The organism is Stenotrophomonas sp. 610A2 (assembly GCF_030549615.1).
GTDB classification, from domain to species: Bacteria; Pseudomonadota; Gammaproteobacteria; order Xanthomonadales; family Xanthomonadaceae; genus Stenotrophomonas; species Stenotrophomonas pigmentata.
Map to the genome: position 1 here is coordinate 3197113 of NZ_CP130832.1, position 25851 is coordinate 3222963.

Below are 25851 nucleotides of genomic sequence, written 5' to 3' on the forward strand. Positions count from 1 at the left end.
GCCTAGCTTAGAACCAGCGGCGGTCTTCGCCGGCGCCGTCGATATTGCTCACGCAGCGGCCGCACAGCTCCGGATGCGCCTCAACCGAGCCGACATCGGCGCGGTAATGCCAACAACGCACGCACTTGGACTTGTCGGTCGGCTGCGCGCTGACAAACACCTCATCGGTGGTTGCCGGGCGCACGCTGACATCGCCACTGATGAACAGGAAGCGCAGCTCCTCGGCCAGCGGCTGCCAGCGTGCGGCCTGCTCTTCGTTGGCAGCGACGGTGATCTCCGCTTCCAGCGCGGCACCGATGGCACCATTGGCACGCATCGGCTCCAGCACCTTGGAGACCTGCTCGCGCAGTGCCAGCAGCTGATCGAAATCGGCTGCGCCCAGCTGTGCGTCGGCCGGCAACGGCGCCAGGCCTTCGTACCAGGTGGTGAACAGCACGTTGTCGACACGCTTGCCCGGCAGGTAGCCCCACAGCTCTTCGGCGGTGAAGGTCAGGATCGGTGCAACCCAGCGCACGAATGCTTCGGCGATGTGGAACATCGCCGTCTGCGCCGAACGACGACCGCGCGACTCTTCCTGCATCGTGTACAGGCGGTCCTTGGTCACGTCCAGGTACAACGAGCCCAGGTCGACGCTGCAGAAGTTCAGCAGCAGCTGCACGATCTCGGCCATGTTGTAGTTGGCGTAGGCGGCCTTGATCTTCTCCTGCAGCTCGAACGCGCGATGCACGATCCAGCGGTCCAGGGCGACCATGTCCGGCAGCGCCACCAGATGCTGGGCCGGATCGAAGCCGTCCAGGTTGCCGAGCAGGAAGCGCGCGGTGTTGCGCAGACGGCGGTACGCGTCGGCATTGCGCTTGAGGATTTCCTGCGACAACGACATCTCGTTGCTGTAGTCGGCCGAGGCGATCCACAGACGCAGGATATCCGCGCCCAGGGTGCGCATGATTTCCTGCGGCTCGATACCGTTGCCCAGCGACTTGGACATCTTGCGGCCGTGCTCGTCCACGGTGAAGCCGTGGGTCAGGCACTGCTTGTACGGCGCATGCTTGTCGATGGCCACGCCGGTCAGCAGCGAGGACTGGAACCAGCCGCGGTGCTGGTCGGAACCTTCCAGGTACAGGTCGGCCGGCTTGCCATAGCCACGTGCCAGCAGCACGCCTTCATGAGTGACGCCGGAGTCGAACCAGACATCGAGGATGTCGGTGACCTTTTCGTACTGCGCGGCTTCATCGCCAAGCAATTCGGTGGCGTCCAGCGAGTACCAGACGTCGATGCCGCCCTGCTCCACGCGGTCGGCCACCTGCTGCATCAACTCGACGCTGCGCGGATGCGGCTCGCCGGTTTCGCGGTGGGTGAACAATGCGATCGGCACGCCCCAGGTGCGCTGGCGGCTGATGCACCAGTCCGGGCGACCGTCGACCATGCTGCTGATACGCGCCTTGCCCCAGCTCGGGAACCAGCCCACATTGTCGATGGCAGCCATCGCGTCGTCGCGCAGATTGGCCTTGTCCATCGAGATGAACCACTGCGGGGTGGCACGGAACACCACCGGCTTGCGGTGACGCCAGCAATGCGGGTAGCTGTGCTGGATTTCGAAGAAGGCCAGCAGCGCGCCGCTTTCACGCAGCACCTCGACGATCAGTGGCTGTGCCTTCCACAGGTGCTGACCGGCCAGCTCGACGGTGCCAGCCGGCGGCGTCGACGACAGGTACACACCGCTGCCGTCGATCGGATTGATCTGGCCGGCGTTGTACTTGTCCATCAGCCCGTACTGCTGGCTGACCGCGAAATCTTCCTGACCGTGGCCAGGCGCGGTATGCACCGCACCGGTACCATCGGCATCGGACACGTGCTCACCGTTGAGCAGCGGGATGTCGCGGTTGGCATAGAACGGGTGTGCCAGCAGCTGGTTTTCCAGCGCCGAACCCTTGGCATGGCCATGCACGACCACGTCGGCCACGCCGTAGCGGCCCAGTGAGCGCTCAGCCAAGGCAGAAGCCAGCACCAGCCAGCGCGGCTGGCCGTTATGGGCCGGGCCTTCAACCAGTGCGTATTCGATATCCGCACCCAGCGACACTGCCAGCGATGCCGGCAGCGTCCACGGCGTGGTGGTCCAGATCGGCACCGCCACTTCCACGCCGGCCGGCAGATCGACACCGAAGCTGGCCGCCAGCGCCTTGGAATCGCGCGCAGCGTAAGCCACGTCGATGGCCGGCGAGGTCTTGTCCTGGTATTCGATTTCCGCTTCAGCCAGCGCCGAGCCGCAGTCGAAGCACCAATGCACCGGCTTGGCACCGCGCACCAGGTGGCCGTTGGCAATGATCTTGGCCAACGCACGGATTTCATTGGCCTCGAAGTCGAAGCTCAGCGTCTTGTACGGGTTCTCCCAATCGCCGATCACACCCAGGCGCTTGAAATCAGCGCGCTGCAGGTTGATCTGCTCTTCGGCGTACTCACGGCACTTCTGCCGGAACTGCTCGGCATCGAGCTTGACGCCGACCTTGCCCCACTTCTTCTCGACCGCGATTTCGATCGGCAAGCCATGGCAATCCCAGCCCGGCACGTAGGGCGCATCGAAGCCGTCGATGTAACGCGACTTGACGATGATGTCCTTGAGGATCTTGTTGACCGCATGACCCAGATGGATCTGGCCATTGGCATACGGCGGGCCGTCGTGCAGCACGAACAGCGGGCGGCCCTTCGCATTCTCACGAAGCTGCGCGTAAATGCCCTGCTCTTCCCACCGTGCCAGGATGCCCGGCTCGCGCTTGGGCAGGTCGCCGCGCATCGGGAATTCCGTTGCTGGCAGATGGAGGGTGGCTTTGTAATCCTGGCTCACGCGGTAGCTCGCAATCTGTGTTCGTTGAGGATGCGACGCGCTTGCTCTGCGTCGCGGTGCATCTGCTCGGTCAACGCCGGCAGATCGTTGAACTTTTCTTCATCCCGCAGTTTGGCAACAAACTCCACTTCGATGTGACGGCCGTACAGGTCGCCATTGAAGTCGAACAGATGTGCCTCAAGCAGCGGCTCCACACCTTCAACCGTGGGGCGCGTGCCGAAGCTCGACACCGACGGCCATGGCTGCTCGAACACGCCGTGCACCCACGTAGCGTAGATACCAGAAAGTGCGGGTGTTTTCGGGAAACGCAAGTTGGCGGTAGGGAAGCCCAGGGTGCGCCCGAGCTGGCGCCCACGCACAACCCGGCCACCGATCGCATACGGACGGCCCAGCAGTTCGCCGGCATGGGCGAACTCGCCGGCCACGATCAACTCGCGGATACGGGTGCTGGAAATCCGCTCGCCGTTCAGGTGCACCGGCTCGATCTCGCCAGCGACGAAGCCCAGCTCGGCGCCCATCGCCTGCAGCAGCGCGATATCGCCGCCACGGCGGTTGCCGAAATGGAACTTGGGGCCGATCCAGACTTCGCGCGCACCCAGCCGGCGGACCAGCATGTCGCGGACGAAGTCCTCGGCGGTGATCGCCGCCATCTTGGCGTCAAAGCGCAGCAGGCCGACGCTGTCGACCCCCAGCTCGCGCAGGGTGGCGACCTTGTCACGCGCCAGCATCAGCCGCGGCGGCGGGTTGTCCTTGGCGAAGAACTCGCGCGGCAGCGGCTCGAAGCCCAAGGCCACGGCTGGCACACCCAAGGCGCGGGCACGGGCAACTGCGTGGCGCACCAGCGCCCGATGGCCCAGGTGCAGGCCATCGAAGGCACCAATGCAGACCACGCTTCCCTGCGGGAACAACACCCCGCCTTCGACGTCTCTAAAAAGCCTGCTCATTCCATCCGGATCCAGCCCATGCGGGCCGGTTCTGTCGTGTGTAGCCCTGAAGTATAACGGGGCTGGCCACGCTGTCGGCTTACTGGCCACGCAGCTCGCGCGGCCGGTAGCCCATCAGCAGCAGGCCGGCGGCATAGACCGCGCCGCCGGTGCCGACCAGCACCGCCAGACGCCAACCGCGTTCCCACCACGCCCAGGCCGTCCAATCCGACCAGAACAGGCGCAGCGCCACCACGGCAGCCAGCATCAGCACGCTGGCCACGGTCAATTGCAGCAGGAACCGCCCCCAACCGGGCTGGAGCTGGTATACCCGCGCCCTGCGCAGATACCACCACAACTGCAGGGCATTGGCCCAACCGGCGATCGCAATGGCCAGGGCAAGCAGGGCATGCGCCCCTTCCACCTTCTTGAGTGCCTCCAGCCACTGCCCGTCGGCCGCGACCAGTGCGGCCTGACCCATCGGGCTGAAGGAGAACATGGCGACGAACAGCAGCACCGTGCAGATGATGTTGATCAAGATGGATGCCACCGCCGCCTTTACCGGCGTGCGCGTGTCCTGGCGCGAGTAGAAGGCCGGCGCCAACACTTTGACCAGCAGGAAGGCCGGCACGGCCAGCGACTGCGCCATCAGGCTGAGACTGCTCATGCGCATGTCCTGCTCGGAGAAGCGACCGTACTGGAACAGGGTTGCCAGCAGCGGCTGCGCGCACAGCACCAGCCCGATGCAGGCCGGCACACCAATCAGCAGGCATAGCCGGAAGCCCCAATCCAGCCCCTTGGAATAGCCTTCCGGATCCGAACTGGCGTGGCGGCTGGACAGATGCGGCAAGATCACGGTGCCGATGGCCACCCCGAACATGCCCAGCGGGAACTCCAGCAAGCGGTCGCTGTAGTACAGCCAGGTCACGCTGCCACCCATCAGCATCGAGGCCGCCAACGTATTGAACAGCAGGTTCACCTGCGCAACCGACGAGCCGAACAGGGTCGGCACCATCAGCGTCATGATCTTGCGCACGCCGGCATGGGCCAGATCGAACCGAGGCCTTGGCAACAGCCCCAGCTTCGCCAACGACGGCAACTGGAAGGCGAGCTGCAGGATGCCCGCCACGAATACGCCCCAGGCCAGCGCCAGCACCGGCTCATAACCCCAGGCTTTCATATGCGGCACAAGACAGAGCGCCGCGGCAATCATGGAAATATTGAGCAGGATCGGTGAAAGCGCGGGTACGGCGAACTTCTGATAGCTGTTGAGCACACCACCCACCAGCGACGCCAGCGAGATGAACAGGGCGTAGGGAAAGGTGATCTGCAGCATCAAGGTGGCCAGCTCGGCCTGCTCGCTGCCAGGCGCAAAACCCGGCGCGAACACCCGCATCAGCCAGGGTGCCAGCAGGATGGCCGCGGCTGTCATCACCAGCAGGGAGGCCGTCAACACGCCTGTCACCCTGTCCACCAGCGCCTTCACGGCAGCGTGGTCGCCTTTTGCCTTGTATTCGGCCAGTACCGGCACGAACGCCATCGAGAATGAACCCTCGGCGGAAAGGCGGCGCATGAAGTTGGGAATCCTGAACGCGACGACAAAGGCGTCCATGGCGGCGCTGGCACCGAACACATGCGCGTAAACTTGGTCGCGGACAAGTCCGCTGATACGTGACAGGAACGTCATGGAACTGAATACAGCAGTGGATTTGAGCAAACGACCGCTCATGCATCTTCCTCTTGACAACTTGACTTGACGTTCTTTCAGTCAGCCATCATACTTGCATGCTTGCTGTTCCCACCACACCGATTTTCAGGAAACCACCACTGTGGCCAATATCAAGTCCGCCAAGAAGCGCGCCAAGCAGACCGTTGTGCGCAACGCGCGCAACACGGCTCAGCGTTCGATGCTGCGCACCGCCGTCAAGAAGGTGATCAAGGCTCTGGATGCCAACGACGCCGCTGGCGCCGAGGCAGCCTTTGCCGTCGCCCAGCCGATCCTCGACCGTTTCAGCGCCCGTGGCCTGATTCACAAGAACAAGGCTGCGCGTCATAAGAGCCGTCTGACCGCCCGCATCAAGGCCATCAAGGCTGCCTGATCCGCGCGATCACCCGGAGTCGCAAGACTCCCGGCATGAAAAACCCGGCCTTGTGTCGGGTTTTTTGTTGGGCGATTTTTGGGGAAGCGAGGCAGACGCCCTCCCGCATAGCTTTGGCTTTGGCTTTGGCTTTGGCTTTGGCTTTGGCTTTGGCTTTGGCTTTGGCTTTGGCCTTGGCCTTGGCTTTGGCCTTGGCTTTGGCCTTGGCCTTGGCCTTGGCCTTGGCTTTGGCCTTGGCTTTGGCCTTGGCTTTGGCCTTGGCTTTGGCCTTGGCTTTGGCCTTGGCTTTGGCCTTGGCCTTGGCCTTGGCCTTGGCCTTGGCCTTGGCCTTGGCTTTGGCCTTGGCCTTGGCCTTGGCTTTGGCTTTGGGCCTCCCCAGAAAAGCCTGAACAACTTCCTTCTCCCGCTTGCGGGAGAAGGTGCCCGAAGGGCGGATGAGGGGGCCTTTGATCTGGGTTTGGCTTTTCAAGCAAAAGCTTGCCCTCACCCCAACCCCTCTCCCGCGGGCGGGAGAGGGGCTCCAAGCAGAGGCACAAGCACCAGCCACAGCCACAGCCACAGCCAAAGCCAAAACCAAAACCAAAGCCAAAGCCAAAGCCAAAGCCAAAGCTAAAGCGAAAGCCAAAACAGAAAACCCGGCTTTCGCCGGGTTTTCCTCAAACATCAACTGCCGGCGAAAAACTTACTCGCCCGCCGCGTGACGCTCTTCAGCTTCCAGAATTTTCTGCCGATCAAAGAAGGCCATGATGTCCTTCATGATCGGCCAGGTGCCTTCGCGACCCAGCGCCGATACCAGGTACCACGGGCCGGTCCAACCCAGCTCCTTGATGATCTGCTCAGCCGCCGCCTTGGCCTCGTCCTCGAACATCAGGTCGGCCTTGTTCAGCACCAGCCAACGCGGCTTCTCCAGCAGCTCCGGATCATGCTTGCCGAGCTCGCGCTCGATCGCACGCACCTGCTCGACCGGCGAAATACCCTCAACACCACCTTCCATCGGCGAGATGTCGACGAGGTGCAACAACAGGCGAGTGCGCTGCAGATGGCGCAGGAACTGCGCACCCAGGCCGGCACCGTCGGCCGCACCTTCGATCAGGCCCGGAATATCAGCGATCACGAAGCTGCGGTAATTCTCGACCTTCACCACACCCAGGTTCGGGTACAAGGTGGTGAACGGGTAATCAGCGACCTTCGGCGTTGCCGCCGAAACCGCACGAATCAAGGTGCTCTTGCCCGCATTGGGGAAGCCCAGCAGGCCAACGTCGGCCAACAGCTTCAGCTCCAGCTTGAGCAGGCGCTCTTCGCCCTCTTCACCCGGCAGCGCCTGACGCGGCGCGCGGTTGGTGGAGCTCTTGAAGTGCATATTGCCGAGGCCGCCCTTGCCGCCCTTGGCCACCAGCAGGCGATCGCCATGGGTGGTCATGTCGCCGATGACTTCGTCGGTGTCGACGTTCATCACCACGGTGCCGACCGGCACGGTGATGACCAGGTCTTCGCCGCCCTTGCCATAGGCCTGCCGGCCCATGCCGTTCTCACCACGCTGCGCCTTGAAGATGCGGTCATGGCGGAAGTCGACCAGGGTGTTCAGGTTTTCGTCGGCGCGGATCCAGACGCTGCCACCATTGCCGCCATCGCCACCATCCGGACCACCGAGCGGAATGAACTTTTCACGGCGAAAGCCGATACAGCCATTGCCGCCTTTGCCAGCGATGACTTCGATCTCCGCTTCGTCTACAAGTTTCATGAATTTAACGCCGGGATTGGGAAATGGGGATTGGGGGAACAGCAGAAGCAGGTACAGCCCATTATCGGCCCTGCACCCCGAAATGTCGGGGTTCCAACGAAAAACCCCGCCGAAGCGGGGCTCTCGTCAGCAGCCCACACCGGAGTATGGGCAGCTTGCGTGTACGGAATCAGGCTTCCGTGACGACGCTGACGGTACGGCGCTTCTTGGCACCCTTCACCGCGAACTCAACCTTGCCATCGACCAGCGCGAACAGCGTGTGGTCACGACCCAGGCCGACGCCTGCACCCGGGTGGAACTGGGTGCCGCGCTGACGCACGATGATGTTGCCGGCTTCGATGGCCTGGCCACCGAAGATCTTGACGCCGAGGTATTTCGGGTTGGAATCGCGACCGTTGCGCGAGGAACCTACGCCCTTTTTATGTGCCATGACGGATTCTCCTTAGCAATTAGCCGGCGATGCCGGTGATTTCGATTTCGGTGTAGTACTGACGGTGACCCTGACGCTTCATGTGGTGCTTGCGGCGACGGAACTTGATGATCCGGACCTTGTCGGCGCGGCCATGGGCCACAACCTTGGCGGTCACCGAAGCGCCCTTCAGCGCGTCACCCAGCTTGATGCCATCGGCATCGCCGAGCATCAGGATGTTGTCGAACTTGATCTCGTTGCCAGCTTCGACTTCGAGTTTTTCCACGCGCAGGGTTTCACCCTGAACGACGCGGTACTGCTTACCGCCAGTTACCAGAACTGCATACATGACCAGACTTCCTCTGTAGTTATTGTGGTCGCCTTGCCCGCCATCGAGGGCGGACAGAAGCGGGATTTTACCGGGCGGACCGAGTTCGGGTCAACCCACCCCCTGCCCTGACCCGCCGGGACTGAACCCCGGTTCAGCCCCGCAGCCGGTATCCGGCCCACTGGCGGGAAACAGCACTGGCAAAACTGGCAATTGCCCCCAAATGACAAGGCCGCTAGGCTGATTGACTGCCGTCAGCGACGCCCCCACACCTCCTGCTTCCGGCCCAGCCGGCAGCGGTCCAAATCGGATTTCCCATGGCGATGGATTTCATCCGCATCCGCGGTGCGCGGACGCACAACCTCAAGAACATCGACCTCGACCTGCCCCGCGACAAACTGATCGTGATCACCGGCCTGTCCGGCTCGGGCAAGTCCTCGCTGGCGTTCGACACCATCTACGCCGAAGGCCAGCGCCGCTACGTCGAGTCGCTGTCGGCGTATGCGCGGCAGTTCCTGAGCGTGATGGAAAAGCCCGACCTGGATCACATCGAAGGCCTGTCGCCGGCGATCTCCATCGAGCAGAAGTCGACCTCGCACAACCCGCGCTCCACCGTCGGCACCATCACCGAGATCTACGACTACCTGCGCCTGCTGTACGCCCGCGTCGGCAGCCCGCGCTGCCCGGACCACGGCTACCCGCTGGAAGCCCAGACCGTGAGCCAGATGGTCGATCAGGTGCTGGCACTGGATCCGGAACAGCGCTACATGCTGCTGGCACCGGTCATCCGCGAGCGCAAGGGCGAACACGCGCAGGTCTTCGACCAGCTGCGTGCGCAGGGCTTCGTGCGTGTGCGCGTCGATGGCGAGCTCTACGAGATCGACGAAGTGCCGGCACTGACCCTGCGCCAGAAGCACACCATCGAAGCAGTGATCGACCGCTTCCGTCCGCGCGAAGACATCAAGCAGCGCCTTGCCGAAAGCTTCGAAACCGCGCTGAAGCTTGGCGACGGCATGGCCACGGTGATGGCGCTGGATGCCGCCGACAGCACGCCGCAGCTGTTCTCCTCAAAGTACAGCTGCCCGGTCTGCGATTACGCGCTGCCGGAGCTGGAGCCGCGCCTGTTCTCGTTCAATTCGCCGGTCGGCGCCTGCCCGGGCTGCGATGGCCTTGGCGTGGCCGAATTCTTCGATCCGAACCGCGTCGTCGTGCACCCGGAGCTGTCGCTGGCCGCTGGCGCGGTGCGTGGCTGGGACCGACGCAACGCTTATTACTTCCAGCTGATCGCCTCGCTGGCCAAGCACTACAAGTTCGACGTCGATGCCAGCTGGCAGTCGCTGCCGGACAACGTGAAGCAGGCTGTGCTGTACGGCAGCGGCGAAGAGCAGATCACCTTCACCTATTTCACCGAAGCCGGCGGCCGCAACCAGCGCAAGCATCGCTTCGAAGGCATCATCCCCAACCTTGAGCGCCGTTACCGCGAGACCGAATCGCCGGCGGTGCGCGAGGAACTGGCCAAGTACATCAGCTCGCGGCCGTGCCCAGAGTGCAAGGGCGCGCGCTTGAACAAGGCGGCGCGCAATGTGTTTGTCGCTGATCGTCCGCTGCCGGAAATCGCGGTGCTGCCGATCGACGAAGCCAAGCGCTTCTTCAGCGAACTGAGCCTGCCCGGCTGGCGTGGCGAGATCGCCACCAAGATCGTCAAGGAGATCGGCGAGCGACTCGGCTTCCTGGTCGACGTCGGCTTGGATTACCTCACCCTGGAGCGCAAGGCCGACACCTTGTCCGGCGGTGAGGCGCAGCGTATCCGCCTGGCTTCGCAGATCGGTGCCGGCCTGGTCGGCGTGATGTACGTGCTCGACGAGCCGTCCATCGGCCTGCACCAGCGCGACAACGAGCGCCTGCTCGGCACCCTCACCCGCCTGCGTGATCTGGGCAACACGGTGATCGTGGTCGAGCACGACGAAGACGCGATCCGCCTTGCCGATTACGTAGTCGATATCGGCCCCGGCGCTGGCGTGCACGGCGGTGAAATCGTCGGCCAGGGCCAGCTGCAGGACCTGCTGGATGCGCCGCGCTCGCTGACTGGCCAGTACCTGTCCGGCAAACGCCAGATCGAGATCCCGGCGCGCCGCCACAAGGCCAATCCGAAGATGACGCTGCGCTTGCGCGGTGCCAGCGGCAACAACCTGAAGAACGTGGACCTGGACATTCCGTCCGGCCTGTTGACCTGCGTGACCGGTGTATCCGGCTCGGGCAAGTCGACGCTGATCAACGACACCTTGTTCTCGTTGGCGGCAAACGAGATCAACGGTTCCTCGCATCCGATTGCCGCATACAAGAGCGTCGAAGGCCTGGACCTGTTCGACAAGGTCGTCGACATCGACCAGTCACCGATTGGCCGCACCCCGCGCTCCAACCCGGCGACCTATACCGGCCTGTTCACACCGCTGCGCGAGCTGTACGCGCAGGTGCCGGAAGCGCGTGCGCGTGGTTATTCACCCGGCCGCTTCAGCTTCAACGTGCGTGGCGGCCGCTGCGAAGCCTGCCAGGGCGATGGCCTGATCAAGGTGGAAATGCACTTCCTGCCGGACGTGTATGTCCCTTGCGATGTCTGCCACGGCAAGCGCTACAACCGCGAGACGCTGGAGATCCTCTACAAGGGTTTCAACATCAACGACGTGCTGGAAATGACCGTCGAAGATGCACTGCGCCTGTTCGAGCCGGTGCCGTCGATCGCGCGCAAGCTGGAAACGCTGATGGACGTGGGTTTGAGCTATATCAAGCTCGGCCAGAGCGCGACCACGCTGTCCGGTGGTGAAGCACAACGCGTGAAGCTGTCCAAGGAACTGTCGCGCCGCGATACCGGCCGCACCCTGTACATCCTCGACGAGCCGACCACCGGCCTGCACTTCCACGACATCGAGGCCCTGCTCGGCGTGCTGCACAAGTTGCGCGACGAAGGAAACACGGTGGTGGTGATCGAGCACAACCTGGACGTGATCAAGACTGCCGACTGGATCGTCGATCTCGGCCCGGAGGGTGGCCATCGCGGTGGCACGGTGCTGGTCACCGGCACGCCGGAAGACGTGGCGGCACATCCGGATTCCTACACCGGTCAGTTCCTGGCCAAGATGCTGCCCTCGACCAGCGCGCGCCCGGAGCAACCGGCGGCCGTGGCCAACAAGCCTGATGCGCGCCCGCCGCGCAAGGAAAAGCCGGCCAAGAAAACGGCGACCAAAAAGGCTGCCGCCCCCGCAAAGAAGAAGGCTGCAAAATGAGCAACGAACACAAGCAACTGGCCCGCGTACCGATCAGCGTGCGCTGGCGCGACATGGACTCGATGGGCCACGTCAACAACGCCAAGTACGTTTCGTATCTGGAAGAGGCGCGCGTGCGCTGGATGCTGGGCGTGGAAGGCGTGTCGATGACCGACCGCATCGCGCCGGTGGTGGCCAACACCAACATCAACTACCGCCTGCCGATCGTGTGGCCGAACGATATCGTGGTCGAGCTGTTTGTTGAGCGTCTGGGTAATAGCAGCGTGACCATTGGTCACCGCATCGTTGACCAGAACGACGACAGCAAGCTGTATTCGGACGGCAATGTGGTGGTGGTCTGGATGGATACGCAGACCGGCAAGAGTGCACCGTTGCCGGAGGCTGTTCGGGGTGCTTCGAGCTAAGCGGAAGTGAAGCCTGCAGATCGTAAAAATGTCTGAAGCCTTCCTTCTCCCGCATGCGGGAGAAGGTGCCCGAAGGGCGGATGAGGGGAGCTTTTGTAGCTTTTGGAGCTATTAGAGCTTTTGGAGCTTTAAAGCGCCCTCACCCCAACCCCTCTCCCGCGAGCGGGAGAGGGGCTTCAGCTGCAGTTGCGGGCTTGGCGGTGAACTGCCTGCCTTCGCGCAGCCTTATTTCAACGCAACCTTCGGAAAATCCACCGGCACATCCAGCGCCACGTTGATGTAGTTGGTGAACAGGTTCAACGCCACATGCGCGAGAATCTCGACGATCTGCTCGTCACCGAAGCCAACGCTGCGCAGCTCGGCCACATCGGCGTCATCCAGCTGCGCACGCTGTTCCACTACTTTCAGCGCGAAGCGCAGTGCCGCAGCGGTACGCGCGTCCTCCGACTGCCCCGCCTGTGCCGATGCCATTTCAGCGGCGGTAGCACCCGCCTTCTGCCCCAGCACGGTGTGCGCGGCCAGGCAGTATTCGCAGCTGTTGCGGTTGGCGATGGCAACAGCGAGCTGCTCGCCAAGCTTGCTGCCAAGGCTTCCCTTGCCCAAGGCACCGAATGCACCCCACATGCTCTGCAATGCAGCCGGGGAATTGGACACTGCCTTGAACATGTTCGGCGTCGCGCCGAAGGCCTGGTGGATCTGTGCCAGCAGCGGCTGGCTGGCGGCGGGGGCGGTCTGGGTCTGCAGATTGATGCGTGACATGGTGATCTCCTGATCGGTTGGGATGTTTGCCGGGCCGTCAGCCCGTGAAAGAAGTATCCCGCCCGAACCAGAACCATTTGATACGATTAGTTCATCAAACGAACCAATTGGTACAGATGAACGCCCTTCCCCCGGTAGATCGACTGGCAGGCGTCCTGGAGAACTTCCGCTTCCAGGCGCAGCTGTTCCACTCCGGCCCGCTGTGCGGGCTGACCAGCTTTGATGCGGGCGAAGGCCATGCCTATCTGCACGTACTGCGACGCGGCCAACTCGAGGTCAGCCATCCCGGCAGCCGCGATATCCCCGCCTCGATGCACTTCGAGGAGCCGACGCTGCTGTTCTATCCGCGCCCGTTCAATCACCGCTTCCACAACCCACCACGCGAGGGCGCTGACTTCACCTGCGCGCGGCTTGATTTCGATGGCGGCATCGCCCATCCGCTGGTACGTGGCCTGCCGTCGCTGATCGCAATGCCATTGGCACGCATCCCCGGCCTGGCGATGACACTCGAACTGCTGTTCAACGAAACCGACAACGTTCGCTGCGGTCAGCGCCTGCTGACCGATCGGCTGTTCGAAGTCGTGGTCATCCAGTTGCTGCGCTGGCTGCTGGATCATCCGCAGGAAGCCGGGATACCCGCCGGTTTCATCACCGGCCTGTCGGATCAGCGCTTGTCGCGTGCCTTGGCCGCCATGCATGATCGCCCCGGCGAAAGCTGGACACTCAACAGCCTCGCCGAACAGGCAGGCATGTCGCGCACCGCGTTTGCCAACAGCTTTCGCGACATCGTTGGACAGACGCCGCTGGACTACCTCACCGATTGGCGCATCGCCCTGGCCCAACGCCGGCTGCGGCAAGGCCGGCCGATCAAGACGCTGGCCGACGAGCTGGGCTATGCCAACGCCTCGGCGCTGTCGCGGGTATTCGCCGCCAAAATCGGGATGTCGCCGCGCGACTGGCTGAAGCAGGCCGATGCCTGATCAGCGCGCGGGCGGCTCGCGTCGTACCTGCAGCATGCCGTCCACCTTGGTTCCATCTTCCAGGCTCAGCCGCAACGGCAGCTGCGCGCCTTCCGTCAGCGGCACTTCCGGTTGCATCAACATCAAGTGCAGACCGCCGGGCCTCAGCTCGACCGATGCACCCGCGGCAATCGGCAAGCGATCGATCTCGCGCATCCGGCTGACGCCTTGCGTGACCGTGGTTTCATGCAGCGACACATCGCCAAAGGCCTTGCTGCCCGCACCGACGACAACCACCTCGCTGGCGCAGCCGTTGCGGATGCGCGCAAAGCCCGCCGCCATTCGCATCGCCGCTGGGGTCAACCGCACCCAGCCCTGCTCCACGCTCACGCAGGCCGGTGCTGCAGCTGCGGCCTCGAAAGCACACAAGGCCAACAGTACGCACACGAATGGTTTGGTTATCATCAGGCCACGACTCCTTGCCGTACGAGAAACCGCAGCATGACCACGCTCATCGAAGTGATCAACCATGGCCCCATCCGTGAACTGCGCCTGGCACGGCCACCGGTCAACGCGCTGGATACCGAACTGTGCCGTGCGCTGATTGCCGCCGTCACCCTGGCCATGACCGACGACGTGCATGGCATCGTGCTGTCCGGCAGCGAGCGCATCTTTACCGGCGGCATGGACGTGCCGCACCTGCTCTCGCATGGCGATGACAAGCGCAAGCTGATGGACAGCTGGCAAGCCTTCTTCGGCGCTGCACGGGTATTGGCCGAAAGCCGGGTTCCGGTAGTAGCCGCGCTGACCGGGCATTCACCGGCTGGCGGCTGCGTGCTGGCGCTGTGCTGCGATTACCGGGTGATGGCACGCAGCGCCGACCCGGCAAAACCCTATGTGATCGGCCTGAACGAAGTACAGGTAGGCCTGGTCGCGCCGGAAGGCATCCAGCGGCTGATGCGCCGCGTGGTTGGCCACCATCGCGCCGGCGTGTTGTTGACCGGCGGCCAACTGGTCAGCGCCGAACGCGCCCTGGAAATCGGCCTGGTCGATGAACTGGCTGACGGTGCGCCGCAGGTGGTCGAACGCGCCATTGGCTGGCTGCAGGCCCAGCTCAAGCTGCCGGCGCAGCCGATGCTGCAGACCCGCGCCATCGCCCGTGCCGACCTGCATGAGGCCATGCAGGCCGAGCACATCCAGCTGGAGCGCTTCGTCGAGGCCTGGTTCTCGCCGGATGCGCAGGGCGCTTTGCAGGCCTTGGCTGCTCGCCTGGGCAAGAACTGAGAATCACCCGTTCCGGGCCAGGGGAACTGCGGCAGCCGCTGCTGCCTGCGTTCCCCTTCCCCTGCTCGCCTATAATCGCGGCCTGTCGAAAAGAAGGCCGCCGCCTTGTCCAACACGCCCGAACCCGTGGTATCCGAGCTGATTGACCTGCTGTCGCTGGAGCGGCTGGAGGACAACCTGTTCCGTGGCCAGAGCCGCGACATCGGCACCAAGTACGTGTTCGGCGGGCAGGTGCTGGGGCAGGCGCTGGCCGCCGCCCAGGCCACGGTCGAGAACGGCCGCCATGTGCATTCGCTGCACGCTTATTTCCTGCGTGCCGGCAACATCGACCACCCCATCGTCTATGACGTGGACCGTACCCGTGATGGCGGCAGTTTCTCGGTGCGCCGGGTCACCGCCATCCAGCACGGCAAGGTGATTTTCTTCTGCGCGGCCTCGTTCCAGCAGGCCGAGCGCGGTGCCGAGCACCAGCACAAGATGCCGGACGTGCCGCAGCCCGAGGACATCGAGCCGAGCCGCCCGCTGCCGGCCGATGTGCTGGAACGCTTGCCGGTGAAGGTGCAGCGCTGGCTTTCGCGCGGCGGTCCGTTCGAATTCCGCCATGTCTATCCACGTGACGAGCTGAACCCGCCCAAGCGCCCGCCCTATCACCAGGTGTGGCTGCGCTTGAACGAGAAGATCGGTGATGCACCGGAGCTGCACCAGGCGTTGCTGGCCTATGCCTCCGACTTCCACCTGCTCGGCACGGCGACCTTCCCGCACGGCATCAGCTATTACCAGCCGCATGTGCAGATGGCTTCGTTGGACCATGCGATCTGGTTCCATCGTCCTTTCCGCGTCGACGATTGGCTGCTGTACTCGCTGGACAGCCCCAGCGCGCAGGATTCGCGCGGCCTGGCGCGTGGCCAGTTCTATACCCGCGACGGCGTGCTGGTCGCCAGCACCGCACAGGAAGGCCTGATCCGCGTAACCCCCGACGACAACGAAGCGAGCAAGGGCTGAACCATGCGCAAGATTTTCAGCAGCCAGCGCGTCGAGAACGCCGAGGGCGTGGCGGAGATCCTCCGTGATGCCGGCATCGAGGTGCGGGTCACCAACGGCCGCTCCTACCACAGCAAGCGCCGCGGCCAGTTCAGCTATACCGACAAGGTCAACAACGAGAACCTGCCTTCGGTCTGGGTGGTGCATGCCAACGACCAGCCGCGTGCGCGTGAGATCCTGCGCGACAAGCGCCTGCTCGACACCACCCGCCGCGACCATCCCACCGCCGAATACGCCTTCCGCGAAGCACCCGCCGAGGCCGGCAATGGCCGCAGCTGGGCGTGGCGCATCCGCATCGCCCTGCTGGTGGTGATTGCCGGCGTGGCGCTGGTGATCATGATGCGCCATCGCACTGCGCCGACCGCCGCTCCCGCTGCCCCCGCCGCACATGCACAGCCGGTCCAGCAGCAGCCCAGCGAAGACGAGTTCCGCGTCCGCATCCAGTCCCAGCCCGACGCCCCGCAGCCGGCACCGGCACCGGCACCGGAAAAATAATCGGTCACATCGGGCTTCGGTGCCCGTCCTGTTTGGCAGTACCGTCGAAAAGGCCTGTCCGATGAGCACCGAAACGCTGGAAACCATGCTGCAGAACGAACTGCCCGCCGCCCGCAAGGGCTGCACGCAGTCCTATGGGCGCATCGTGCTGGCCTGCCAGAACACGGTGACCGCCATTGCCCTGGCCATCACCCGCGACGTCCAGGCCAGCGAGGACATCGCCCAGGAAGCCTTCATCAAGGCCTGGCAGCAGCTCACCCAACTCAATAACAGCTCCAGTTTCCTGCCCTGGCTGCGGCAGATCACCCGCAATCTGGCCCGCGACTGGCTGCGTGCCAACCGCAACCGCCCACTCAGCGGCGAGGCCGCGGAAATCGCCATCGGCATGGCCGCCGATCCCTCGCCAAATGGCGTCGACGCGATGGCGCGGGTGGAAGAAGAACTGGTCGCCGAGGAAATCATCTCGGCCCTGCCCGAGGACAGCCGCGAAGCGCTGTTGCTGTATTACCGCGAGGGACAAAGCTCCCAGCAGGTGGCCATGCTGCTGGGCCTGAGCGATGCAGCCGTGCGCAAGCGCCTGTCGCGTGCCCGCGCCAGTGTCCGCGAGGAAATGCTCAAGCGCTTTGGTGAATTCGCACGCAGCTCTGCGCCGAGCGCCGCCTTTGCCGCCCTGGTCAGCTCGGCGCTGATGCTGGCCGCGCCTGGTGTAGCCAGCGCTGCGATCATTGCCAGCGGTGCGGGTGTTGCAGGCACCAGCGCTGGCAAACTGGGGGTCGGCACTCTGGGCGTCAACACCGCTGGCAGCGGTGCGGCCGCAGGAACACTCGGCGCCGCCGTAAACGCATTGTTCGAGAATCCTTTCGATCTATGGATAGTGGCGGGCGCAGTCGTGTTTGGCACCGTCGGGGCCTATCTCACCAATATCTACCTGCTGCACTATGCCGAGACGCCGGAGGAAACCCTGCGCATTCGCCGCTTCATGCGCCTGCACACCGTCAGCGCCCTGGTGTTCTGCATCTGCGCCATGGCCGGCGTTGTGCTCCGCATGGGTCCGGTGGGCGGACTGCTGACCCTGGCAATAGGCATGGCGGTGTTGAACTACCAGTACCTGGTCACGCTGCCGCGCATGATGGCGCCGATGCTTGCCCGTGATGCCGCCCGGCATGGCCGCAACGGCCCGTCCTGGATCTATCAGAGCATGTTCGGGCGCAGCGCCGTGGTCAGCGCATCGCTGCTGGCAGTGGTGGCGACCCTGTACGCCTTGCTGCAGCACTGAAGTCCAACAACAAAACACCCCCGCTGTTGCCAGCGGGGGTGTTGTCGATCGGCGCCTCTCCGGGGATTACTTCGCAGCCGGAGCCTGCGGCGGCACCGGGCCGCGTGAGCCACGGTGATCGCGATGACCGTCCTTGCGTGCAGCCTGCAGTTCTTCCGGGCTCAACTTTCCATCCTTGTTGGTATCGGCCTTGGCAAACCACTCGGCACGGCGCTGCTCGGCGCGGGCCTGACGATCGGCCTGGTCGATGTAGCCGTCCTTGTTGACGTCCAGGCGAGCGAAATTGGCCTGGTATTCGGCGGCGCTGATGCGGCCGTCGTTATCGGTATCCATGCCGCGCATGAAACCGCCGTCGCGTTGGCCGTGATGACCAGCGTGGCGATCACCGCCGTGACGTGCACCATGACGCGGGCGCGGCAGCTCCTCGCGTGACAGCTTGCCGTCCTTGTTCTTGTCCAGTTCGTCGAAACGCTGCGCAAGGCGCGGATTCGCTGCCGCTTCCTGGCGATCCACCACACCGTCGTTGTTGGCGTCCAGGCGCTGCGGCGCCGGGCTCGGGCTGGCAGGCGCGGCTGCGAACACCAAGCCGGTCGCCGAGGTGGCCAGCAGCATCGCCAGCAGGAGGAGAGGTTTGCGGTGGGTCTTGGTCATGGTGTGGCTCCGTGGTGAGGCTGCGGACGCGGCATTGCGTCCTCGCTACGGTCAACGCGCCAACCTGCAGCTCGGTTGACCGCTGCGCCGACAATATTCATCACGCAGACAGGCGCAGGTTTTGCGACGCGCCACAGCTATGCTGTGCGCATGGCAGCCCACGGTGAAAACAACGAAGAACTGCGCCTGTTCCAGACCGGCGAGCATCCCTGTGGCTATTGGCCGGAACGGCAGGCAAGAGACCTGGTGCTGGATCCCCAGGACGAGCGGCTGGGCGCGCTCTACCCGATGGCGCTGACCTGGGGCTTCCGTCGTTCCGGCGACCTTGTATACCGCCCGCATTGCGAAGGCTGCCGCGCCTGCGTACCAGTGCGCATCCCGGTGGCGCGCTTCCGCCCTGACCGCAGCCAGCGCCGCTGCCTGGCGCACAATGCCGACCTGCAGTGCAGGATTCTGCCGGCCGAGCGTACCGACGAACAATTCGCGCTGTATCGACGTTACCTCGCCCACCGCCACGCCAAGGGCGGCATGGACGAGCACGGCCCGCACGAGTTCGACCAATTCCTGGTCGGCAGCTGGTCACATGGCCGCTTCATGGAGATCCGCACGCCCGGCGCCGGCGGTGAACGCGGGCAACTGCTGGCCGTCGCCGTCACCGATGTCACCGAACTCGGCCTGTCCGCTGTCTACACGTTCTTTGATCCGGACCAGGAAAAACGCAGCCTCGGCACCTTCGGCATCCTGCAGCAGATTGCCTGGGCGCAGCGCACCGGCTTGCCGCATTTGTATCTGGGCTACTGGATCAACGGCCACCGCAAGATGGACTACAAGCGCCGCTACAGCCCCTTGGAATACTTCGACGGCAAGCGCTGGGTGCTGGGTGCTGGGTGAGCAGGACGGTGGCTTCGGCCTGCCCTGATTGGGACCGCGCTCAACTGTGACGCGCCTTGATACTTATTTAACCGGGATTTATGCAAAATAGGAATGTCATCGCGCAACGTGATGGCGCAAGGAAGTATCCATTCAACAGGAGTAATGCGTGAAGACCCAACTTTTGATTCTGGCTGCCATTGGCACCCTGGCCCTCGCTGGCTGCAAGAAGGCCGAAACCCCGGCCACCGACGCACCGGCAGCCACCCCGGCCGCTGCTCCGGCAGCAGCTGCAGCCGAAGTCACCCCGGCTCCGGCCACCGACACCGTCAAGGCCGGCACCGGCGTTCCGGAATGCGATCAGTACCTTGAAAAGGTCTACGCATGCATCAGCGACAAGGTTCCCGAAGCCCAGCGCGACATGATGAAGCAGGGTATCGAGCAGTCGCGTAGCGCCTGGGCAGGCGTGACCGACAAGACCGAGCTGGCCAACCAGTGCAAGACCGCACTGGAACAGGCCAAGACCAGCTTCGGCGCGATGGGTTGCTCGTTCTAAGCGACGTAGCAACGCTGTCCCTGGACGCCCCGCTCGCGGGGCGTCCGTGTTTTTGCCAGTGCATCATTTCGCCTTATCGTCATGGCGACGTGAGAAAATCGGCGGATGCGCATCTCAACCCTACTCGCCCCGATGACCCTGCTGCTGGCAGCCTGTTCCACCTCACCCAGCGGCAGTGCCGCCGCGCCGGAGCAGCTGCGGCTAGCGACGTACAACACCTCGCTGTACTCCGAAGAAGAAGGCGGCCTGATCCGCGAACTGCAGGGCGACAGCGCGCACGCGCGCAAGATCGCTGCTGTGCTGCAGCAGACGCGGCCTGATCTGGTCCTGCTCAATGAATTCGATTTCGACGACGCCCACCGCGCCGCCGACCTGTTCCAGCAACGCTATCTGGAAGTCGCCCAGCCCGGCGGCGGCGAAGCACTGAAATATCCCTACCGCTACCTCGCCCCGGTCAATACCGGCGTGCCCAGCGGCCTGGACCTGGACAATAACGGCACGGTCGGCGGCAAGGGCCGCGAGCGCGGCAACGATGCCTGGGGCTACGGCCTGCATCCGGGCCAGTACGGCATGCTGGTGCTATCCAGGTATCCGATCGATGAAGCCGCCGTGCGCAGCTTCCAGCTGTTGAAGTGGAGCACGATGCCCGGCGCAATCCGCCCGACCGATCCGAGCACCGGCAAGTCGTTCTGGCCAGACGCGGTGTGGTCGCAGCTACGGCTGTCGTCCAAATCGCATTGGGATGTGCCGGTGCGCACGCCGCTGGGCACGGTACACGTGCTGGCCTCGCACCCCACTCCGCCGGTGTTCGATGGCAAGGAAAAGCGCAATGCCGCCCGCAACCACGACGAGCTGCGGCTGTGGAAGGAATACCTGGATGGCGGCGACAAGCCCTGGCTGTGTGACGACAAGGGCGCGTGCGGTGGCCTCGCCGCGGACGCACGTTTCGTCATCGTCGGCGATCTGAACAATGATCCGGCCGATGGTGACGGCCGCCACGACGCCATCCTCGAACTGCTGGAACACCCGCGCGTGCTGCGCTACCCGACGCCGACCAGCGTCGGCGCCGAACAGACCAGCCTGGCCTATGCCGAGAAAGGCATTGTCCGCCGCGGCGCCCCGCAACATGCCACTGGCGATTTCGGCCCGCGTTCGGGCACGATGCGCCTGGATTACGTGCTGCCCTCGACCGGCCTGAGCTACATCGGCAGCGGCGTGTTCTGGCCAGCCAATGACAGCCCGGAAGCGAAGATCGCCGACGGCAGCGACCACCATCTTGTCTGGGTGGATGTGAAGTAAAAAAACGCCGGCTAAGCCGGCGTTTTTTTTGCCTCTGTATTTTGTAGGAGCGGTGTAAGCCGCGAAGCAACTGAACCATCAGGTCGCAAAGACCATGGCAATCAGCAATGCCGGCTTCGCGGCTGATGATGCTCGCCCACCTTTGTAGGAGCGGCGTAAGCCGCGAAGCTCGTACATCATCAGATGACGATGCATCCCGCTGCTGCAGCATTGCCAGCTTCGCGGCTTACGCCGCTCCTACAAGCGCGAGGGCGACTGCTGCTGCGGGAACAGCATCACAACAACGGAGCTCCCCCCTCCCCAACCCTCTCCTTGCCTTCGGCAAAGGGAGGGGGCAAAGCTCAGCGCAGCTCGATTCCAATCGCCGCTGCCGCATCACGCGCGATCGCGCGTGCCTGATCCACATCAGCTGCGCGGGCCAGGGTCACACCGACGCGGCGTTGGCCCTGCACCATCGGCTTGCCGAACAGGCGCAGCGCCGAATCCGGATGGATCAGCGCTTCGGCGACATTGCTGAAGAACGGCACGCCATTGCCCTGCGCCAGCATCGCGCACGATGCCGATGCGCCGTTGTGGCGGATGGCCGGGATCGGCAGGCCCAGAATCGCGCGCGCATGCAGCGCGAACTCACTCAGTTCCTGCGATACCAAGGTCACCAGGCCGGTATCGTGCGGACGCGGCGAAACTTCGCTGAACCACACCTCATCGCCCTTCACGAACAACTCGACACCGAACAGACCCCAACCACCAAGATCCTCGGTGATGGCGCGGGCGATCTGCTGCGCGCCTTCCAGTGCCTTGGCCGACATCGCCTGCGGCTGCCAACTTTCTCGGTAGTCGCCGTCCTTCTGCAGGTGGCCAACCGGATCGCAGAACGCTGTGCCATCGGCGTGACGTACGGTCAGCAAGGTGATCTCGTAATCGAAGTCGATGAAGCCTTCGACAATGCAACGGCCGGCACCGGCACGGCCGCCGGTCTGCGCGTATTCCCAGGCCGGGCCGATGTCGGCCTCGCTGCGCAGCGTGCTCTGGCCCTTGCCCGAGGACGACATCACCGGCTTGACCACGCACGGCAGGCCGATGGCGGCGACGGCGTCGCGGTACTCGGCTTCGGTATCGACGAAGCGATACGGCGAGGTCGGCAAACCCAGGGTTTCCGCGGCCAGCCGGCGGATGCCTTCGCGGTCCATGGTCAGGCGCGCGGCGCGCGCGGTCGGGATCACCCGCAGGCCTTGTTCGGCCTCCAGCTGCACCAGGGTTTCGGTGTGGATCGCCTCGATCTCGGGCACCACCAGGTGCGGCTGCTCCTGCGCGATCAAGGCCTTCAGCGCGGCGGGATCGAGCATGTCCAGCACATGGCTGCGGTGTGCGACCTGCATGGCCGGGGCATTGGCATAGCGATCGGCGGCAATCACTTCCACGCCGAAGCGCTGCAGCTCGATGGCCACTTCCTTGCCCAGTTCGCCCGAACCAAGCAGCAGGACACGGGTGGCGGATGGGGACAGCGGGGTACCGAGGGTGATCATCAGGCGGTTCCGGGAGGCGCAAAAGAGGGTGCCTATTCTAGGCAACGTAGCCCGGGTAAGCGCGCGCGCAGCCGGGGTCGCGCGATCTCCCCATCACCGGCGCCGCTCCACTCCTTCCCCGGATGGGCCGCGCTTCCCCGGGCCAGGGGTTTTCGGTTCTGCCCGGAGCCCCGTCAAAATCGCTTGCATGTTGATATCAATTTGATATCTTTCATTCCAACTACCACGGAAGATGTGCCATGAAAGAGAAGTCCCTCGGTTCCATGTCCGGCATCCCCACCCTGCTTGGCGCCTTGCTGCTGATGCTGGTCGGCACCGTCGCCATCATCGGCGCGGTCGTTGTCACCAAGAACGGCACCGGCGGCGGTGGCATCCTGGTGATCGGCGGCATCCTGCTGGTCGTCGTCGGCATCATCTTCAGCTGCGGCCTGTACATGGTCCAACCCAACCAGGCCGCGGTGATCAGCCTGTTCGGCAAGTACGTGGGCACGGTCAAGGAAAACGGCCTGCGCTGTAACAATCCCTTCTACAGCAAGCGTGCGGTCAGCCTGCGCGTGCGCAACTTCGAGAGCGGCAAGCTCAAGGTCAACGAGCTGGATGGCTCGCCGATCGAGATCGCCGCGGTCATCGTCTGGCAGGTAATCGACGCCTCCGAAGCCGTCTACAACGTCGACGACTACGAGAGCTTCGTGCACATCCAGTCCGAGTCGGCCCTGCGTGCGATGGCCACCAGCTATCCCTACGACCAGCACACCGAAGGCCAGCTTGCCCTGCGCAGCCATGCCACCGAGATCTCCCAGCACCTGAAGGACGAACTGGCCGAACGCCTGGCCGATGCTGGCGTGCAGGTGCTTGACGCCCGTATCAGCCACCTCGCCTATGCGCCGGAAATCGCCCAGGCGATGCTGCAGCGCCAGCAGGCCAGCGCGGTGATCGCCGCACGTACGCAGATCGTCGCCGGCGCCGTCGGCATGGTCGAAATGGCGTTACTGGAGCTTGAGAAGAATGCCGTCGTCACGCTCGATGAAGAGCGCAAGGCGCAGATGGTTGGCAACCTGTTGACCGTGCTGTGTTCGGACCGCGGCACGCAACCGGTGGTCAATGCCGGCTCGCTGTACTGAACAACGTAATGAGGTAATCGCAGTGAATGTCTTCGCTCCCCTGATCATCGCCGCCACTGGCGTTCCAGCCCTGTGCTTCGCCGTGTGGAGTGGCCGCCCCGGCACCGCGCATGCGCGTGGCATGGGCCTGCGCTGGGCGCTGATCGCACTGTGCATGTTCGTGGCTGCCACCGGCGTCTACCTGGCCGGTGACAACCAGAACATCGCCTACGGGGTGATCATCGCGCTGGTGCTAGCGGTCAATGCGCTTGGCATTTCGCTGGTCCTGCACCTGCGCCGCGGCAACAACGGAGCACCCCGCCGGTGAGCGAGAAGAAGGCCTATCCGCTGCGCATCAACGCTGATGTTCTGGCTGCGACCCAGCGCTGGGCCGACGACGAGCTGCGCAGCCTCAACGCGCAGATCGAATATGTGATCCGCGACGCCCTGCGCAAGGCCGGGCGTCTTCCCAAACCTCAGAAAGAACCCAAGGACGAACAATGAGCACGCAGTGGAAGTACCTGGTTGTCGAACTGAAAACCACCTTGATGGGCAGCTTCAAGGTCGAAACACTGCAGGAGGAGCTGGACAAGCAGGGCCGGCTTGGCTGGGAGCTGGTGAACGTGGTGCATGCCACGCCGACCGTCTCCACTCCAACCCTGATCTTCAAGAAGGCACAGTGATGAAAGGCCGGGGCGGATGGATCACTGCAGCGGTTCTTTCCCTCGCCGGCAGCGCACATGCTGCCGACCCGGCCGCACTGGCCAAGCAGTTGCTGGACCAGCTTGATGCCGGCCAGTACACAGCTGCCGAAGCAGGCTTCTCAGCACAGATGAAGGCCGCAGTGCCTGCAGAGAAGCTCAAGGCAGTCTGGGAATCCCTGCCCGCGCAGATGGGCGCCGCCGGCCCGCGCGGCACCGCCATCAGCAGTGAAGCCGACGGCTTCCGCATCGTCGTCATCCCACTGAACTACGCCAACGGCGCCCTGCAGGCGCGCATCGTGCTGGACAAGGACGACAAGGTTGCCGGCTTCCTGCTGCAGCCTGCAGCGGCCGCACCGGCTCCGGCACCAGCTGCCGATGCAGGCATCATCGAACAGGATTTCAACGTACCGGCCAGCGGCACCGCCAGCGCGGCACTGCCGGGCACATTGACCCTGCCCAAGGGCAAGGGTCCCTTCCCCGCCGTCGTACTGGTGCACGGCTCTGGTCCGCAGGACCGCGACGAAGCCATCGGCCCCAACCGCCCCTTCCTCGATATCGCACGCGGGCTGGCAGCACAGGGCATTGCCGTGCTGCGCTATGAAAAGCGCAGTCACGCACGGCCGCAGGATTTCAAAGGCAGCTTCAGCATCGATGACGAAACCACCGACGATGCAGTCGCCGCGGTACGCGCGCTTTCCGGAACGCCCAATATCGATGCCAAGCACATCTACCTGCTGGGCCACAGCCAAGGCGGATTGCTGGCCGGTCGCATCGCCAAGGCAGCCGATGGCAAGCTCGCAGGGCTGGTCCTACTCGCCGCACCGGCGCGCCCCATCCTCGATCTGCTCGCCGAACAAAACCGCTACATGCTCGGACTCGATGGTGCGATCAGCACCGACGAACAAACGCAACTCACCGCGCTGGATACCGCCATCGCCGCCGTGCGCAGCAATCCCGATGCGCGCTTGATGGAGATCCCTGGCCGCTTCTGGCAACAACTGGAAAGCGTTGATCCCATCGCCGATGCACGCGACAGCAAGCTGCCAGTGCTGTTGCTGCAAGGCGGCCGCGACTTCCAGGTGGTGGATGCCGACTGGCAGCTGTGGAACCAGGGCCTGCAAGGCGAGCGCTACCGCTTCCGGCACTACCCGGCGCTGAATCACCTCGGCATCGCCGGTGAAGGCAAGGGCTCGCTGGAGGAATACACACGTCCGGGGCATGTCGACGCGGCGCTGGTCAACGACGTCGCGCAATGGATCAAGGCACAGCGATGAGCGGCCGCAGCACCGTGCCAACCGAGACAAAGG

General features: G+C 64.1%; 27 protein-coding genes. 16 read left to right on the top strand and 11 right to left on the bottom strand.

What is annotated here, in order from left to right:
* Positions 1-7: 7 nt before the first annotated feature.
* The 3 genes from ileS to murJ form a co-directional block, all read right to left on the bottom strand.
* Positions 8-2839, bottom strand: coding sequence for an isoleucine--tRNA ligase (gene ileS, locus Q5Z11_RS14370; RefSeq protein ID WP_303747035.1), 2832 nt, complete (start codon positions 2837-2839; stop codon positions 8-10).
* Positions 2836-3783, bottom strand: coding sequence for a bifunctional riboflavin kinase/FAD synthetase (locus Q5Z11_RS14375; RefSeq protein ID WP_303747036.1), 948 nt, complete (start codon positions 3781-3783; stop codon positions 2836-2838). Before Q5Z11_RS14375 ends, ileS begins: the two co-directional genes overlap by 4 nt.
* A 79-nt stretch (positions 3784-3862) precedes the next feature.
* Positions 3863-5491, bottom strand: a complete 1629-nt coding sequence (gene murJ / locus Q5Z11_RS14380; RefSeq protein ID WP_303747037.1) for a murein biosynthesis integral membrane protein MurJ — start codon at positions 5489-5491, stop codon at positions 3863-3865.
* Positions 5492-5591: 100 nt separating this feature from the next.
* Between murJ and rpsT the strand changes: the two genes are divergently transcribed.
* Complete coding sequence (rpsT, locus tag Q5Z11_RS14385; protein ID WP_057629708.1) at positions 5592-5861, top strand: 30S ribosomal protein S20; 270 nt, start codon at positions 5592-5594, stop codon at positions 5859-5861.
* Here rpsT and Q5Z11_RS14390 read toward each other — a convergent pair.
* The 4 genes from Q5Z11_RS14390 to rplU all read right to left on the bottom strand — a co-directional run bounded on the left by Q5Z11_RS14390 (position 5848) and on the right by rplU (position 8360).
* The gene (locus tag Q5Z11_RS14390; protein ID WP_303747038.1) at positions 5848-6525 is read right to left on the bottom strand and encodes a hypothetical protein; all 678 of its coding nucleotides are present in this window, start codon (positions 6523-6525) and stop codon (positions 5848-5850) included. The genes rpsT and Q5Z11_RS14390 overlap by 14 nt on opposite strands.
* An 18-nt stretch (positions 6526-6543) precedes the next feature.
* Positions 6544-7602: a GTPase ObgE gene (obgE, locus tag Q5Z11_RS14395; RefSeq protein ID WP_303747039.1), complete on the bottom strand. Its 1059-nt coding sequence runs from the start codon at positions 7600-7602 to the stop codon at positions 6544-6546.
* A gap of 169 nt (positions 7603-7771) precedes the next feature.
* Complete coding sequence (gene rpmA / locus Q5Z11_RS14400; protein ID WP_303747040.1) at positions 7772-8032, bottom strand: 50S ribosomal protein L27; 261 nt, start codon at positions 8030-8032, stop codon at positions 7772-7774.
* A 19-nt stretch (positions 8033-8051) separates the two neighbouring features.
* Entirely contained in the window at positions 8052-8360 is a 309-nt protein-coding gene (gene rplU / locus Q5Z11_RS14405; RefSeq protein ID WP_282269142.1) for a 50S ribosomal protein L21, read from the bottom strand.
* 296 nt (positions 8361-8656) lie between these two features.
* Between rplU and uvrA the strand changes: the two genes are divergently transcribed.
* Positions 8657-11620, top strand: a complete 2964-nt coding sequence (gene uvrA / locus Q5Z11_RS14410) for an excinuclease ABC subunit UvrA (RefSeq protein ID WP_303747041.1) — start codon at positions 8657-8659, stop codon at positions 11618-11620.
* Positions 11617-12024 (top strand): acyl-CoA thioesterase, encoded by a 408-nt coding sequence (locus tag Q5Z11_RS14415; RefSeq protein ID WP_296248213.1) that lies wholly within the window; start codon positions 11617-11619, stop codon positions 12022-12024. Before uvrA ends, Q5Z11_RS14415 begins: the two co-directional genes overlap by 4 nt.
* Positions 12025-12249: 225 nt before the next feature.
* Here the strand turns inward: Q5Z11_RS14415 and Q5Z11_RS14420 are convergent, their stop codons facing one another.
* Positions 12250-12783 carry a carboxymuconolactone decarboxylase family protein gene (locus tag Q5Z11_RS14420; protein WP_303747042.1) on the bottom strand — a complete coding sequence of 178 codons (534 nt, stop codon included), beginning with the start codon at positions 12781-12783 and terminating at the stop codon, positions 12250-12252.
* A gap of 116 nt (positions 12784-12899) precedes the next feature.
* On the opposite strand from Q5Z11_RS14420, the gene Q5Z11_RS14425 reads away from it, so the two are divergent.
* Positions 12900-13763, top strand: a complete 864-nt coding sequence (locus Q5Z11_RS14425) for an AraC family transcriptional regulator (RefSeq protein WP_303747043.1) — start codon at positions 12900-12902, stop codon at positions 13761-13763.
* Here Q5Z11_RS14425 and Q5Z11_RS14430 read toward each other — a convergent pair whose 3' ends face one another.
* Complete coding sequence (locus Q5Z11_RS14430; RefSeq protein ID WP_303747044.1) at positions 13764-14207, bottom strand: copper chaperone PCu(A)C; 444 nt, start codon at positions 14205-14207, stop codon at positions 13764-13766.
* Between the two features lie 36 nt (positions 14208-14243).
* Here Q5Z11_RS14430 and Q5Z11_RS14435 point away from each other — a divergent pair, with 36 nt between their 5' ends.
* The 4 genes from Q5Z11_RS14435 (at position 14244) to Q5Z11_RS14450 (ending at position 17838) form a co-directional block, all read left to right on the top strand.
* Complete coding sequence (locus Q5Z11_RS14435; RefSeq protein ID WP_282271432.1) at positions 14244-15026, top strand: enoyl-CoA hydratase/isomerase family protein; 783 nt, start codon at positions 14244-14246, stop codon at positions 15024-15026.
* A gap of 105 nt (positions 15027-15131) precedes the next feature.
* Positions 15132-16028 carry an acyl-CoA thioesterase II gene (gene tesB, locus Q5Z11_RS14440; RefSeq protein ID WP_303747045.1) on the top strand — a complete coding sequence of 299 codons (897 nt, stop codon included), beginning with the start codon at positions 15132-15134 and terminating at the stop codon, positions 16026-16028.
* A gap of 3 nt (positions 16029-16031) precedes the next feature.
* Positions 16032-16562 carry a pathogenicity-like protein gene (locus Q5Z11_RS14445; protein ID WP_303747046.1) on the top strand — a complete coding sequence of 177 codons (531 nt, stop codon included), beginning with the start codon at positions 16032-16034 and terminating at the stop codon, positions 16560-16562.
* 61 nt (positions 16563-16623) lie between these two features.
* Complete coding sequence (locus tag Q5Z11_RS14450) at positions 16624-17838, top strand: RNA polymerase sigma factor (protein ID WP_303747047.1); 1215 nt, start codon at positions 16624-16626, stop codon at positions 17836-17838.
* Between the two features lie 66 nt (positions 17839-17904).
* Here the strand turns inward: Q5Z11_RS14450 and Q5Z11_RS14455 are convergent, their stop codons facing one another.
* The gene (locus Q5Z11_RS14455) at positions 17905-18489 is read right to left on the bottom strand and encodes an EF-hand domain-containing protein (protein ID WP_303747048.1); all 585 of its coding nucleotides are present in this window, start codon (positions 18487-18489) and stop codon (positions 17905-17907) included.
* 150 nt (positions 18490-18639) lie between these two features.
* Between Q5Z11_RS14455 and Q5Z11_RS14460 the strand changes: the two genes are divergently transcribed.
* From Q5Z11_RS14460 to Q5Z11_RS14470, 3 genes are all read left to right on the top strand, one after another.
* Positions 18640-19380: an arginyltransferase gene (locus Q5Z11_RS14460; RefSeq protein WP_303747049.1), complete on the top strand. Its 741-nt coding sequence runs from the start codon at positions 18640-18642 to the stop codon at positions 19378-19380.
* 148 nt (positions 19381-19528) lie between these two features.
* Positions 19529-19915, top strand: a complete 387-nt coding sequence (locus Q5Z11_RS14465) for a hypothetical protein (RefSeq protein ID WP_303747050.1) — start codon at positions 19529-19531, stop codon at positions 19913-19915.
* A gap of 132 nt (positions 19916-20047) precedes the next feature.
* Positions 20048-21214 (top strand): endonuclease/exonuclease/phosphatase family protein, encoded by a 1167-nt coding sequence (locus Q5Z11_RS14470; protein WP_405051701.1) that lies wholly within the window; start codon positions 20048-20050, stop codon positions 21212-21214.
* A gap of 341 nt (positions 21215-21555) precedes the next feature.
* Here Q5Z11_RS14470 and purT read toward each other — a convergent pair whose 3' ends face one another.
* A complete protein-coding gene (gene purT / locus Q5Z11_RS14475; RefSeq protein WP_303747052.1) occupies positions 21556-22740 on the bottom strand; it encodes a formate-dependent phosphoribosylglycinamide formyltransferase in 1185 nt (394 codons plus the stop codon).
* 239 nt (positions 22741-22979) lie between these two features.
* Between purT and Q5Z11_RS14480 the strand changes: the two genes are divergently transcribed.
* Genes Q5Z11_RS14480 through Q5Z11_RS14500 form a run of 5 tightly spaced genes read left to right on the top strand, consistent with a single transcriptional unit; the run spans position 22980 to position 25818 of the window.
* A complete protein-coding gene (locus Q5Z11_RS14480; RefSeq protein WP_303747053.1) occupies positions 22980-23861 on the top strand; it encodes an SPFH domain-containing protein in 882 nt (293 codons plus the stop codon).
* A gap of 22 nt (positions 23862-23883) precedes the next feature.
* Positions 23884-24168 (top strand): hypothetical protein, encoded by a 285-nt coding sequence (locus Q5Z11_RS14485; RefSeq protein ID WP_303747054.1) that lies wholly within the window; start codon positions 23884-23886, stop codon positions 24166-24168.
* Positions 24165-24344, top strand: a complete 180-nt coding sequence (locus tag Q5Z11_RS14490; protein WP_303747055.1) for an Arc family DNA binding domain-containing protein — start codon at positions 24165-24167, stop codon at positions 24342-24344. The genes Q5Z11_RS14485 and Q5Z11_RS14490 overlap by 4 nt, the downstream gene beginning before the upstream one ends.
* Positions 24341-24523: a DUF4177 domain-containing protein gene (locus Q5Z11_RS14495; protein WP_303747056.1), complete on the top strand. Its 183-nt coding sequence runs from the start codon at positions 24341-24343 to the stop codon at positions 24521-24523. The genes Q5Z11_RS14490 and Q5Z11_RS14495 overlap by 4 nt, the downstream gene beginning before the upstream one ends.
* Positions 24523-25818: an alpha/beta hydrolase gene (locus Q5Z11_RS14500; RefSeq protein ID WP_303747057.1), complete on the top strand. Its 1296-nt coding sequence runs from the start codon at positions 24523-24525 to the stop codon at positions 25816-25818. The genes Q5Z11_RS14495 and Q5Z11_RS14500 overlap by 1 nt, the downstream gene beginning before the upstream one ends.
* The last annotated feature ends 33 nt before the right edge of the window (positions 25819-25851 follow it).

Bases quoted from the DNA above. Each gene is read 5' to 3' on its own strand.
- Q5Z11_RS14435 (WP_282271432.1), top strand. From the start codon at position 14,244: ATGACCACGCTCATCGAAGTGATCAACCATGGCCCCATCCGTGAACTG.
- Q5Z11_RS14495 (WP_303747056.1), top strand. From the start codon at position 24,341: ATGAGCACGCAGTGGAAGTACCTGGTTGTCGAACTGAAAACCACCTTG.
- Q5Z11_RS14425 (WP_303747043.1), top strand. From the start codon at position 12,900: ATGAACGCCCTTCCCCCGGTAGATCGACTGGCAGGCGTCCTGGAGAAC.
- Q5Z11_RS14390 (WP_303747038.1), bottom strand. From the start codon at position 6,525: ATGTTTGAGGAAAACCCGGCGAAAGCCGGGTTTTCTGTTTTGGCTTTC.
- purT (WP_303747052.1), bottom strand. From the start codon at position 22,740: ATGATCACCCTCGGTACCCCGCTGTCCCCATCCGCCACCCGTGTCCTG.
- obgE (WP_303747039.1), bottom strand. From the start codon at position 7,602: ATGAAACTTGTAGACGAAGCGGAGATCGAAGTCATCGCTGGCAAAGGC.
- Q5Z11_RS14455 (WP_303747048.1), bottom strand. From the start codon at position 18,489: ATGACCAAGACCCACCGCAAACCTCTCCTCCTGCTGGCGATGCTGCTG.
- Q5Z11_RS14500 (WP_303747057.1), top strand. From the start codon at position 24,523: ATGAAAGGCCGGGGCGGATGGATCACTGCAGCGGTTCTTTCCCTCGCC.
- Q5Z11_RS14445 (WP_303747046.1), top strand. From the start codon at position 16,032: ATGCGCAAGATTTTCAGCAGCCAGCGCGTCGAGAACGCCGAGGGCGTG.
- Q5Z11_RS14430 (WP_303747044.1), bottom strand. From the start codon at position 14,207: ATGATAACCAAACCATTCGTGTGCGTACTGTTGGCCTTGTGTGCTTTC.
- Q5Z11_RS14470 (WP_405051701.1), top strand. From the start codon at position 20,048: ATGACCCTGCTGCTGGCAGCCTGTTCCACCTCACCCAGCGGCAGTGCC.
- murJ (WP_303747037.1), bottom strand. From the start codon at position 5,491: ATGAGCGGTCGTTTGCTCAAATCCACTGCTGTATTCAGTTCCATGACG.
- Q5Z11_RS14415 (WP_296248213.1), top strand. From the start codon at position 11,617: ATGAGCAACGAACACAAGCAACTGGCCCGCGTACCGATCAGCGTGCGC.
- Q5Z11_RS14480 (WP_303747053.1), top strand. From the start codon at position 22,980: ATGAAAGAGAAGTCCCTCGGTTCCATGTCCGGCATCCCCACCCTGCTT.
- rpmA (WP_303747040.1), bottom strand. From the start codon at position 8,032: ATGGCACATAAAAAGGGCGTAGGTTCCTCGCGCAACGGTCGCGATTCC.
- Q5Z11_RS14460 (WP_303747049.1), top strand. From the start codon at position 18,640: ATGGCAGCCCACGGTGAAAACAACGAAGAACTGCGCCTGTTCCAGACC.
- Q5Z11_RS14420 (WP_303747042.1), bottom strand. From the start codon at position 12,783: ATGTCACGCATCAATCTGCAGACCCAGACCGCCCCCGCCGCCAGCCAG.
- rplU (WP_282269142.1), bottom strand. From the start codon at position 8,360: ATGTATGCAGTTCTGGTAACTGGCGGTAAGCAGTACCGCGTCGTTCAG.
- Q5Z11_RS14450 (WP_303747047.1), top strand. From the start codon at position 16,624: ATGAGCACCGAAACGCTGGAAACCATGCTGCAGAACGAACTGCCCGCC.
- uvrA (WP_303747041.1), top strand. From the start codon at position 8,657: ATGGCGATGGATTTCATCCGCATCCGCGGTGCGCGGACGCACAACCTC.
- Q5Z11_RS14375 (WP_303747036.1), bottom strand. From the start codon at position 3,783: ATGAGCAGGCTTTTTAGAGACGTCGAAGGCGGGGTGTTGTTCCCGCAG.